The organism is Chryseobacterium sp. L12 (genome assembly GCF_056133985.1).
In genome coordinates this window covers 46060-58581 of sequence record NZ_JBVYOF010000014.1, presented here as the reverse complement: position 1 = coordinate 58581, position 12522 = coordinate 46060, and the positions used below count along the sequence as shown (strand labels likewise).

The window sequence follows — 12522 nt, the reverse complement described above, 5'->3', positions numbered from 1 at the left end:
AATTATTTCTGAAAATCTGTCAAAATTCTTGGCAGATTTTTTTGATTTAGTTTTGCTACTTTTGAGGAAAGCTAATAATTATGAGTGAAAAATTTGATATTATATTTTCAAACAAAAATGATTTTCAAAGTTATTATGATGAAAATGATTCTGCACTTTATCGTTTGCGAGATTTATCCAATATTAATATTTTGATTGGTGCGAATAATAGCGGTAAAAGTAGGCTTATACGAAATTTCTTAAAATGTAAAACGTGCTTCTATGAAGATCGATGCCATTTACAAAATACTATTGTCAGTTTTAATGATATTATAAATGAAAACAGTTTTGGAGCATATAATTTTGTTCAGAATGTTCGCTATCAGGGTTATCAAAATGCAAACAGAGAAATTTTGTTTAAAAATTTAAATTATTCAGATAACCAGTTCGAAATATTAAAACTAATAGATTTCAATATTAATGTGTTGCAAATGCTTTCTAATTCAAATGATTTGATTAAAGAGTTTAATGGAAAGAGTTATACAAGATTAGATAATTATAAAGAGTTGCTTTCTAATTTACTTGATGAATTGAAAGATATGATTCATATTGACTTTTTAAAAAATAAAAAACAAATTTTCATTCCAACATTACGAACTGCCCATTCAATATTTAGTATAAAAAAAGAAATTTTTTCAAAAATTTCAGAGGACATATTTAAAAATACAATTATAAAAAGCTATGAACTGGACAAAGAAAAAGTTGATATTTTCACAGGTTTAGATTTATATTATCAAATTGTCAACACCAGAAACGATATAAAAGAGAAAAGAGAATCTTTCGAAAAATTTGAAGAATTTCTGTCAGAAAATTTTTTCCAAAATAAGAAAATTGAAATTGTAGCGAAATTTAATATTTATGATAAACATGATGGTAAAGATGATTCTGAAATAATTAATGTGTATATAGATGGAGAAAGTAATGATTTACATCAATTAGGGGATGGAATTCAGGCATTATTTATTTTGATGTATAAAATTTATACTTGTGAGAACGATAGTCTAATTTTTATTGATGAACCAGAAATTAACCTTCACCCAGGAATGCAACGTCTATTCTTAGAACAAATTACCACAAACAAATTTTTAAAAGAAAAGAATCTAACGTATTTTATTTCTACGCATTCCAATCACTTTTTAGATTTGACCATTGAAAAAGATGACATTTCTATTTTCCTGTTTAATAAAGTTAATAAAGATAAATTTGTCGTTAAAAACGTTAATCATGGAGATAATTCTGCACTTCAATATTTAGGAGTTACTAATTCTTCAGTGTTTCTTGCAAACTGTTCAATTTGGGTTGAAGGAATTTCCGACCGCAATTATCTGAAAGCATTTTTGAAGGCATACTGTAGAGATAAAAAGATTACTTATCCCAAAGAAGATATTGAATTTGCTTTTATTGAATATGCTGGAAGTAATATTGACCACTATAATTTTGATGAAGAAGAATTGAAAGAAAAAATTAATGCTTTTTCAATTAATAATAAGATATTCTTGATTTCTGATTATGACGGTGAATACAAGGATAATAAACATCAAATTTATCAGCAGATAGCAGATGAAAATGAAAATTTTATTTATCAAACTACTAAAGATTATAAAGAAATAGAAAATGTATTACCGTTTAAAGTCTGGGATAAAATCTTAATTCATTTTTGTAACAAAAGAAAAGTAAAAACAAAAGAAGAAATTGAAAGAATTCAGAATCTAATATCGAATTCTCTAAAAAGGAAAAAGGAAGAAACTTATAAAGATTCATATATTGGAAAACTCTTGAAAAATATTAAAGCAAATGTTCCTGAATTAAATAAAATTTGGGATAAAGCTGAAGGAACTTTGATGAATAAGTCTGAAGTAAGTTATAAAGTTTTAGAATTGACAGAAAAAGAAGAAATCACTTGGGATGATTTTAAAGACAATGATAAAATTGTTTCTATTACTCATGAAATGTACAACTTCATCCAAAAATCCAATTATAAGTAAATCATTTTTTAATACGCCGCAAAATAAGTATATTTGCACGCTGAAAGCGAAAGGTGAAAACAGCCTTAAACTTTAAACCCAAACTTTGAATCTAACGTTATGAAATGTGGAATCGTAGGCTTACCGAATGTAGGTAAATCAACTCTTTTTAACTGCTTGAGCAATGCTAAAGCACAATCGGCGAATTATCCTTTCTGTACCATCGAGCCGAATTTAGGAACGGTTTCTGTACCGGATCATAGATTATTCGAGCTTGAAAAGCTGGTAAATCCTGAAAGAGTTTTGCCTGCCGTTGTAGAGATTGTAGATATTGCAGGTCTTGTAAAAGGAGCCAGTAAGGGGGAAGGTTTAGGAAATCAGTTTCTTGCCAATATTCGTGAGTGTGAGGCGATTATCCATGTTTTAAGATGTTTTGATAACGGAAATATTGTGCATGTTGAAGGCTCGGTAGATCCGTTAAGAGATAAAGAAATTATAGATATTGAACTTCAGCTGAAAGACATGGAAACAGTGGGAAAAGCTGTTGAAAAAGCAAAGAAGTTTATCAAATCCGGAAAAAAAGAAGATATTCTGACTTATGAAACACTTCAAAAGTTGCAAAAACATCTTGAAGACGGTAGAAATGCAAGAGAATTTGCAGTTGATGATCTGACAAAATCTATCATTGGCGATGTTCAGCTTTTGACCAACAAGCCGGTGTTGTATGTTTGTAATGTGGATGAAAATTCTATAAAAAACGGAAACGAGTGGGTTGGGAAGATTGAAGAAATGGCAAAAAATGAAGGTGCTGAAACTGTTGTTTTGGCAGCTCAGATTGAAGCCGATATCAACGAACTGGAAACCTATGAAGAAAGAGAAATTTTTCTTGACGAATTAGGTCTTACAGAACCCGGAGTTAATCGTTTGATAAGAAAAGCTTATGATTTGCTAAAGCTACAGACGTATTTTACGGCGGGTGTAAAAGAAGTAAGAGCCTGGACGATCGGGCAGGGTTGGACGGCTCCTCAAGCTGCAGGCGTTATTCATACCGATTTTGAAAAAGGTTTTATCCGTGCAGAAGTTATTAAGTATAATGATTACGTGAATTACGGTTCAGAAGCGAAAGTAAAAGAAGCCGGAAAACTTTCCGTAGAAGGTAAAGAATACATCGTGCAGGACGGCGATATTATGCATTTCAGATTTAATGTTTAAAAATATTAAAAGTTAGTTATATAATATTTTAAATACGCTTCCATGAATTTGGGAGCGTTTTTTTTAATGATTGTCCATAATTTATCATGACTGAAATATTTTGAGTTCTTGTTGAGTGAATCTAAGGTTCGATGAAGTCAAAAGCTTTTGCGAAATAAAGAATTGTTTATATATAAAAGAATCTTAGTGCCTTTTATGTTTAATAAAGAATTATGATTAATAAAGGATAATCAATTTTATTTTAAATTAAATCAAAATTCAAAAAATTTAGGCAATACCTTCATTTTAAGAAATACATAAATGTTATAGTTCTCGGATGAATTTACACCTGAATGTATGTGATTTTAAAAAGTAGAAGTATAATAATTGTGTTTACAAAGGTTTTAACAACTGTTTTTTAGTGCAGAACCGTATTTTAACTTATTATAATAAAATGAATGACTTATTTTAATAAAAAATTCATATTTTTGCAACCTAAAATTTTAATCGATAATGAACGTTACAGCTCAAAATCATGATGATGTAAGTGCATTGCTTACAGTTACATTAGAAAAATCTGACTACAAAGATAAAGTAGAAAAGCAATTGATTAACTATGCGAAAAACGCACAGGTTCCTGGTTTCAGAAAAGGAAAAGTGCCTTTGAGTATGGTAAGAAAGCAATATGAAGCAGGTATTGCATTTGAAGAGATCAACAAGCAGGTTTCTGATGCTTTGAACAATTATATCAACGAAAATAAGTTGAGATTGGTTGGTCAGCCGGTTCCGCAGCCTGTAAATGATTTTAATCATAATGCAGAGAAACTGGAAGTGGCTTTTGAAGTAGGTTTCGAGCCTGAATTTTCTATCGATCTTTCTAAATATGAAGCGCCACATTACAAAGTAGAAGCTTCTGAAAAAGAAATCAGCAAGAGTATTGAAAACATGCAGAAACGTTTTGCTGAGCAGGTTCCGCAAGACAAAATTACAAAAGACTCTTATGTTTCTTTAGAAATTACTCAGGTAGTTGAGGAAGGCGCAGAAGGAGAGCATAATCACGCTCCGAAAATGGCTACGATTACTGCTGAAAACAAAGCAGCTTTCAAGCTGGTGAAGTCATTGAAAATGGATGAGTCTGTAAAAGTTTCTAAAGAAACACTTACAGGTGATGAAACTTTAGCAAAAGAATTAGGATTTTCTAAAGAAGAAGCTGAACATTTACACCATGCTGAGGTTGAGGTAAAAGTAAAAGATTTTTATTCTTTGAACCTTGCAGAGCTTAATCAGGAATTGTTTGATAAAGTTTATGGTGAAGGAAACATCAAAACTGAAGAAGAGCTTAAAGAAAAAGTAAAATCTGAATTGGATGAATATTTTCAGCAAAATGCAGATGTACATTTTGTAAACAAAATTCTTGAGCAGGTTTCTGAAAAAGAAGAAGTAAAGCTTCCTGAAGATTTTCTGGTAAAATGGTTATTATTTTCTAATCAGAACATCCAGAATGAAGATCAGGCGAAAGAAATTCTTGCTGCTGAGAAAAACCAGTTAAAATATCAGATCATTGAAGGTAAACTGATGAGTGAGAACGAAATTCAGCTGGATTATGCTGATGTTTTGGCTCAGGCAGAGCAATTAGTGAAAAATCAATTGGCAATCTACGGAATTCATCATTTAGGAGATGAAGAAATTCAAAAATATGCTGTTGAAATGTTAAAAGATCAGGAGCAGGTAAGACAGATTTCTTCTGAAGTTGCGATGACTAAATTGAAAGATGTAATTCTTGAAAAAGCTACAAAAAAAGAAACTCAGATCTCTCATGACGAGTTTTTAGAAGAGTTGAAGAAATAATTTTTCTACATATATAATATTAGCCTCCGAAATTTTCGGAGGTTTTTTTGTTCTATGAAGCAGGTTTCAGCATATATCTTTTACACCTATGTGTGATTTTGAATGCAATGCATAATATTGATATTTTTTTGTATCTTACTGATTATAAAAAACTTCACATTATGATTAAACCTTTACTTATTTTTAATTCACAAAAAAACAATTTTACTTTTGCGGTCGAGCAATATAATTTGCTTATTTGTTTTTTCGTACTTCTTTTTACGTCAGGAAATACATTTGCTCAAAATTCTAAAGTTGTCCCTGAAAACTTTGTTACCGGTGCATTTTTAGGACCACTTGCCAACAGTACAAGAAGCAATCAGTTATTAATTGATGATTCACAGCTTACCACACTTTCGGGTAAATACATTACTTCAATTTCGTTTCGGCTGCCAACAACTGTATCAAATCCGTGGCCTGCAACTAATACTACGTTTTCGGATTATCAGATTTATCTGAGCAACAGTGTAGATCCGGCTAACAGACAGCTTAATTTTGCAGCCAATGTGGTTGGAACTCAAACCCAGGTTCGCTCAGGAAGCCTTGTAATTCCGGCGGGATCGTTAACTGCCGGAGGAAATCCTAATAATTTTACTTTTGACATCGTTTTTGATACTCCCTATCTGTATACCGGAACCAATCTTTTAATAGAAATTCGACATACAGGAAGTGACGGAAGTTCTGCTTCCACTCACGCTGCCGGAACTTCTTCTGCAGGATACGGAACACTTTTCAGTGCATGCTGGTTACAGTCAACAGGAAGTGTGGCTAATGCAAATTTTTCGTATGTTAAAATTAATGCCTTAGACGCACTTGGTGTTAAGTCTGTAGAATTTGATGATTCTTTATCAATTTATCCTAACCCGGCAAAAGATTTTGTGTACATAAAATCTTCCCGTGATGTGGTAGAGCTTAATGTCTTTAATATGGTGGGTCAAAAAATATATTCACAAAAAAATATTTCCGAAACTACACATCTTAATGTGAGCAGCTTTTCCAAAGGGAATTATATCTTACAAATGATAGACAGAGACGGGAACACAAAGACAACAAAATTCATCAAAGAATAACATTATTTCCATATTCTAATATTATTATCTGAAACCTTAGGATGTTCTTAAGGCTTTTTTGATGTTCAGATTGAGCTTATAAATCATTATTTCATATATTTACTCTTAAAATTTTAAAATGAAAAAGATAATCATTCCATTTTTCTGTGCAATATTGATGTCTTCAACTATGAGTGCAAAGTGTACAGAAACTGATATAACAGTTGTAAAAACAAAATATCAGCTTACACCACAACAGATTATAGATAAATATATTGAAGCGGTAGGCGGTAAATCTAAACTTGAATCTGTAAAATCTTCCGTCAGCGAGGATGTGATTTCTACACAGGGCGTAGAAATCAGCTCGGTTACTAAAAAGATGGGCAATAAATTTAAGTCTGTGCAGACCATTATGGGGAGAGAAATTGTAAGTGTATTTGATGGGGAAAAAGGATATTCTAATCAGACAGGACAAAGAATGGACTTTACCTCTGACAGGATTTTGGAACTGAAAAAGGGAAGAACAATTGATGCGCTGGGCTTTGAAGCTTCAAAATATACTGCAGCTTCAGAATCATCAGAAGGTAAAGACTATAATGTTTTGATTTCTAATGGAACTAAGCTTTACTTTGATAGTTCTACAGGTCTGCTTTACAAAACAGTTAATGCGCTAAGCAGTGCTGTAATCAAGAGTTATATCAGTGTTGATGGCATAAAGTTTCCCGAAGTAATTGAAGCAGAAGGCGGCGGTCAGAAAGTAGTTATTAAAACCAACAAAGTAACCCTGAACTCAGGAGTAAGTGAAACAGACTTTAAATGAAAATTATTAATTTAACATAATATAACCGGATTTATTCCGGTTTTTTTATTATATGAGGTACTTTAACTAATATTTAACTATAAACAAACCGTTAGTTTGTTTAAGATTGTTCTATTTTTGTCTGAAATTAATAAATGATGAAAAAATACCTTACAGTCTACATTAGAACATTCTGTTTCTGAATTTATCTCTCTTTATATAACAACTAAAATTACATATTCAATTTGAATATAATATTGTTATTATTTCTTCGTTAAGTGAATAGTATATTTAAACCATAAAATAAATAATAAACATCTATGAAAAAAATGTTTTTGTCTGCAGTCGCCATTGTAGTGATGTCGGCTAGTGCTTTTGCACAGAACATACCGATGGATCCCTCTGTGAGAACGGGTACTCTTTCCAACGGAATGAAGTTTTATATCAAAAAAAATGTAAAGCCTGAAAAAAAAGTAGAAATGCGTCTTGCTATAGATGCTGGTTCTATTTTGGAAGATGAGGATCAGCAAGGCCTGGCTCACTTCATGGAACACATGAATTTTAACGGAACTAAAAACTTTCCAGGAAACAAATTGGTTGATGCTTTAGAATCCATAGGAATTAAGTTTGGTCAGCATCTTAATGCCTATACCAGTTTTGACGAAACGGTTTATATGCTCCCCGTTCCTTTAGATAAGCCGGGTAATCTGGATACAGGTCTTAAAGTAATGGAAGACTGGGCTTTTAATGCGCTTCTTACCGACAAAGAGATCAACAAAGAAAGAGGAGTAGTTTTGGAAGAACTTCGTTTGGGATTAGGTGCAGATAAAAGAATGATGGATAAATGGCTGCCAAAAATGATGTATAATTCTGCATATGCAAAAAGGCTTCCAATAGGGAAAAAAGAAATTTTAGAAAAATTTAATCCAGATGTACTGAGAAGATTTCATAAAGATTGGTATCGTCCGGATCTAATGGCATTGGTAGTGGTAGGAGATATTAATGTAGATGAGATTGAGCAGAAGATAAAAGCTAATTTTGGTAAATATAAAAATCCTGCGTCTCCAAGAAAACGAAATGTTTTTGAAATTCCCAATCACAAGGAAACTTTAGTTTCTATTGAAAGTGATCCCGATGCTACAGGCTCAAGCGTTCAGTTTGTGATGAAAGACACTGAAAATTATACGCCGGATCTTACTGTGGAAGATTTTAATAAGAGTATTTTGGATAATGTAGTTACTACAATGATAAACAACCGCTACAATGATATGGTGGAATCTAATAATCCTCCGTTTACTTTTGGATATGTTTATCACGGCGGATCTTGGGGAAGAACCAAGGAGGCATTTCAAGGATATGCTATGACCAAAGAAGGGGGTCAGCTGGAAGCTTTGAAAGTTTTGCTGGAAGAGGTAGAAAGAGCCAACAGATTTGGATTTACTGCATCTGAATTGGAAAGAGCAAAAACCGAATTACTTTCAGGATATGAAGAATCTTACAACAACAGAGACAAAACCGAAAGCGGAAGATTGATTGGCGAATACGTAAGAAATTTCTTAGAAAAGGAATCTATTCCTGGTATTTCTTGGGAATACGAACAGTACAAAAAAGAACTGCCAAAAATTACTCTTGAACAAACCAATAATGTTTTGAAGAAGTATGTGAAAGAAGACAGTAGAGTTATTGTTATTACCGGACCTAAAAAAGAGACGATAAAATATCCTGCTGAGGCAGATGTTTTGAAAGTATTTTCTGATTTAAAAATGGCAAAAATAGAGCCTTATCAGGAAAAGGAAAGCATTAAAAATCTTGTGAATCCGTTTCAGTCAACTGGAAGTATTGCTAAAACAGAAACAGACAGCAAATTAGGAACTACAACTTTTACCCTAAGTAACGGAGCAAAAGTTACTTACAAGAAAACTGATTTTAAAGATGATGAAATTATGTTTTCTGCAAGAAGCTTAGGAGGAACTTCTCTTCTTTCTGATTCTGATGTTCTGAAAACACAGCACGCTTTCGCTGCTTTAACAGAAGCCGGGGTTAACGGATTTACACAAAACGATGTAACCAGATATTTGGCAGGAAAACAGGTTTATGTAAATCCTACAATCAGCAGTTTATTTGAAGGGTTCACAGGAAGATCCACCAAAAAAGATTTTGCAGCGATGATGGAGCTTTTGTATGCTTATTTCACGGGGCTTAATAATGATCCGGCAAGTTTCAATGCTTTCAGAACGAAGCAGTCTGCTTTCTTAGATAATATGCTTTCAAATCCTCAGTTCTATTTCATGAACGAGCATATGAAGTATATGAACCAGAAAAATCCAAGATTTACCAATATTATTCCTCTAAAAGAAGATTGGGATAATACAGATTATAACAAAGCATACAATATTTATAAAGAAAAATTTGGTAATGCCGGTAATTTCCATTTCTATTTTGTAGGAAATATTGATGAAGCGGAACTTAAACAATTAGTAACGCAATATATTGCAAGTCTGCCTACAAAAGGAACAAGCACAACATTTAAAGATGTTGGATACAGACAGTTGAAAGGAGAAATTAATAAGACTTACAAAAAAGGAAAGGATCCTAAAAGTATGGTTCAGATTACTTATTCAGGAGAAGCTCCTTACAATGAAAAAGAAGATCTTGCACTAAGAGCGTTAGGCGGAGTGGTAAAAATAAAATTAACTGAACAGTTGAGAGAAGAAGCAGGAGGTGTTTATACAACGAGTGCAAACGGCGGAATGGGCAGAATTCCTTATTCTTCATATTCTTTCAGTATGCAGTTTCCTTGTGGTCCTGAAAATGCGGATAAATTGACAAAGATTGCATTAGCTGAGCTGGATAAAATTGTTAAAAAAGGACCAGAACAAAAAGATCTCAACAAATATAAAGAAGGAGAGCTTAATGATTATAAGACCAGACTGAAAGAAAATAATTTCTGGTTGGGGCAGATCTCTCAGCCACAATTGGATGGAAGAGATAAATATGCTTTCCTAAACATGGAATCTGCTTTTGCCAATCTCACAACTGCAGATTTGCAGAATGTAGCTAAGAAATATTTAACTAAAGAAAAAGTGATTGCTACACTAATGCCTGAAGACGGATGGGAAAAAGCTTCAAAAAGCGAAGTTGCTGGAACGAAAATGGAAGCTGTTAAATAATTTTTGAATATTAGTAATTAATTATATCGAAAATCTTTGCAAACTTCAATAAGTTTTAACGACTTTACGAGTTGAGAAGTGAAAGTAAAGCATTTGTGAGTCTAGGACTCTTTGCAGGGTTTACATTAAAGTTTTTTATATAATTGAAAGTAATAATCTTAAATATTTAGCCCATTACTAAAAGCAAAAAACAGCCACTGAATTTTCAGTGGTTGTTTTTTTATGTAAAATATTTACCCTACTAATTTGGTAGACTAATTATTTTTTATATTTTTGCTAAGAATTAATGATTAAAAATGTAATTGAAGTGTAACCTAAAAATGTTTTAGTGATGATTATTCCAATTGTGCAGACAAAATCTGAAATAGCCAACAGTATCAAGAAGGATCTTATTCTTGAGGTAGAATTGAACGGAAAGATGAAATTTGATCAGATTCTGGATATTATAAATCAGAAAATGGGCATTTGTTACAGATTACTCAATGCAAATGTGGAGTATATTGACGGAAACAATTTCGGTTCATTTCAATTACGTATTTATGCAACTCATGAAGAATCTCAACAGGTTGAGTTTTTCCTTAATAAAAACAAGCTTTTAAATACCACGGTAGAGTATACCTGCCGAAAATATTCATAAATGTAAGTCCATATAGTTTGATAAGCGTTCCAATAATATTGGGCGCTTTTTTTTCATAAAAAGATTAATAATAAGCAAAAGTAAGAAAAACGATTAAGACCGTTGCTATACAGTGATTTGTAAAATTATAGTCTAAGAATGGAATGCTCTGTCTTACCGGTTTTGGACTTGAAATGACAAGGTTTGGTTACTAATTCGTTACTTGTTGATAGCTTGTAATTTTGTGGTAACTGATTATAATTCAGTGTTTTGCATTTGTTTTCATAATCCCTTGTAACTCAATGTAATTTAATTTTAATCATTAAACATTTGAGTTATGGAACAGACAAAAAAGTCAACGTTCAAACTACTTTTCTATTTGAAAAAGAATGAACTGAAAAAGAATGGAAATGCCCCCATTATGGCACGTATTACCATTGACGGAACAGCTAAAACTTTGGGAACAAAGCTAGAAATCAATCCAAATAATTGGAATTTGAAATTTGGGAGAGTTGAGGGAAAAAGTTCAGTTGCTTTAAACATCAATCAAAAGTTGGATAACATTCGTGGGCGCATCGACAAGATTTATGAAGATATGCTGAAACACGAAGGTTTTGCTACATCACAAAAAGTGAAACTGTCATTTTTAGGTGTCGGCGTAATGAATGATGCCATTTTAAAAGTTTTTAACGAACAGAATTCAGAATTTAAAAATTTAGTCGATAAGGGAGAACGTGCAGAAAGCACCTACTACAAATACAATATTGTTTATACTCACCTTTCAGATTTCATAAGCCAACGATTTCATAGAGACGATATGGCTTTCCGTGAGTTAACTGGCGACTTTATCAGAGAATTTGATTTTTATCTTCGATATGATAAACAATGTAGCCACAACACGGTTTGGGTTTACACGATGCCAGTTTTAAGCTTAATTGAACTGGCGATGAAAAAAGGTTTGATACGTAACAGTCCTTTTGAGGATTACGAAATCAGTATGGAAGAAACCGATAGAGGTTATCTTCTGAAAGAGAATGTTGAAAAATTAATGAAGTGCAAACCATCGCATCCTCGATATGAGCTGGTAAAAGATTTGTTTATTTTCAGTTGTTTTACAGGGTTATCGTATGTAGATATTAAAAAACTGACCGTTAGAAATATCCAATCTTTTTTTGATGGTCATCAATGGATTATCAGCAGAAGAAAGAAGTCTGATGTTGCATCCAATGTTCGCTTAATGGATATTCCAAAACGAATAATTGAAAAATACCAAGGCACCTCACGCAATGAATTTATTTTTCCGGTTCCTGGCAATACAACTTGCAATAATCACATTAAAATATTAATGGAAGATGCCGAGATTATTACTGAACAGAAAGTTACCTTTCATACTGCGAGACATACATTTGGAACAATGTTTTTGACCGAAGGTGTGCCTTTGGAAAGTCTTAGTAAAATGATGGGGCATAAAAATATTGCTACTACACAGATTTATGCCAAAATCACAAGCCAAAAAATTAGCAAGGATATGGATTTGGTTGCGCCTAAATTTCTTGCTATGGAAGAAGCTTTTTCAACAACTATTTAAACCATTTTTATTTTATCATTAGGCAGAACTTAACGGTTCTGCTTTTTTTTGGGCTTTAATTTTAAAAGCAAAAGCACATTTACTCTCCTCTGCATATCCCAACGCTGTAAAAGAGCTTTCTGCTTCTTTTGAAACAGAAAATTGAAAAATGCAATTCCCTTTCTCATCCCCTCGTCGATTTCATTTTTCAATTCCCTGTCGCAGGCTTTCTTAGCCTGT

8 protein-coding genes are annotated in these 12522 nt (G+C 32.5%); all 8 read left to right on the top strand.

The features are described from left to right. The first annotated feature begins 80 nt into the window (after positions 1 to 80). The 8 genes from AC0NBN_RS09045 to AC0NBN_RS09010 all read left to right on the top strand — a co-directional run bounded on the left by AC0NBN_RS09045 (position 81) and on the right by AC0NBN_RS09010 (position 12303). A complete protein-coding gene (locus AC0NBN_RS09045; protein ID WP_160812380.1) occupies positions 81 to 2024 on the top strand; it encodes an ATP-binding protein in 1944 nt (647 codons plus the stop codon). Between the two features lie 99 nt (positions 2025 to 2123). Beyond that, on the top strand, positions 2124 to 3215 hold the full coding sequence (gene ychF / locus AC0NBN_RS09040) for a redox-regulated ATPase YchF (protein WP_143884602.1): 1092 nt from the start codon (positions 2124 to 2126) through the stop codon (positions 3213 to 3215). 492 nt (positions 3216 to 3707) lie between these two features. Continuing rightward, on the top strand, positions 3708 to 5042 hold the full coding sequence (locus AC0NBN_RS09035; protein ID WP_160812379.1) for a trigger factor: 1335 nt from the start codon (positions 3708 to 3710) through the stop codon (positions 5040 to 5042). Between the two features lie 161 nt (positions 5043 to 5203). Next, complete coding sequence (locus AC0NBN_RS09030) at positions 5204 to 6151, top strand: T9SS type A sorting domain-containing protein (RefSeq protein ID WP_160812378.1); 948 nt, start codon at positions 5204 to 5206, stop codon at positions 6149 to 6151. Between the two features lie 118 nt (positions 6152 to 6269). Beyond that, a complete protein-coding gene (locus AC0NBN_RS09025; RefSeq protein WP_160812377.1) occupies positions 6270 to 6950 on the top strand; it encodes a hypothetical protein in 681 nt (226 codons plus the stop codon). 299 nt (positions 6951 to 7249) lie between these two features. Next, complete coding sequence (locus AC0NBN_RS09020) at positions 7250 to 10099, top strand: insulinase family protein (RefSeq protein WP_160812376.1); 2850 nt, start codon at positions 7250 to 7252, stop codon at positions 10097 to 10099. 331 nt (positions 10100 to 10430) lie between these two features. Further along, entirely contained in the window at positions 10431 to 10736 is a 306-nt protein-coding gene (locus AC0NBN_RS09015; RefSeq protein WP_143884597.1) for an NIL domain-containing protein, read from the top strand. A 316-nt stretch (positions 10737 to 11052) separates the two neighbouring features. Continuing rightward, positions 11053 to 12303: a site-specific integrase gene (locus tag AC0NBN_RS09010; RefSeq protein ID WP_074229951.1), complete on the top strand. Its 1251-nt coding sequence runs from the start codon at positions 11053 to 11055 to the stop codon at positions 12301 to 12303. Positions 12304 to 12522: the final 219 nt, after the last annotated feature.

Coding starts and splice junctions, on each gene's coding strand:
- ychF (WP_143884602.1), top strand. CDS start 2,124: ATGAAATGTGGAATCGTAGGCTTACCGAATGTAGGTAAATCAACTCTT.
- AC0NBN_RS09035 (WP_160812379.1), top strand. CDS start 3,708: ATGAACGTTACAGCTCAAAATCATGATGATGTAAGTGCATTGCTTACA.
- AC0NBN_RS09020 (WP_160812376.1), top strand. CDS start 7,250: ATGAAAAAAATGTTTTTGTCTGCAGTCGCCATTGTAGTGATGTCGGCT.
- AC0NBN_RS09030 (WP_160812378.1), top strand. CDS start 5,204: ATGATTAAACCTTTACTTATTTTTAATTCACAAAAAAACAATTTTACT.
- AC0NBN_RS09025 (WP_160812377.1), top strand. CDS start 6,270: ATGAAAAAGATAATCATTCCATTTTTCTGTGCAATATTGATGTCTTCA.
- AC0NBN_RS09045 (WP_160812380.1), top strand. CDS start 81: ATGAGTGAAAAATTTGATATTATATTTTCAAACAAAAATGATTTTCAA.
- AC0NBN_RS09015 (WP_143884597.1), top strand. CDS start 10,431: ATGATTATTCCAATTGTGCAGACAAAATCTGAAATAGCCAACAGTATC.
- AC0NBN_RS09010 (WP_074229951.1), top strand. CDS start 11,053: ATGGAACAGACAAAAAAGTCAACGTTCAAACTACTTTTCTATTTGAAA.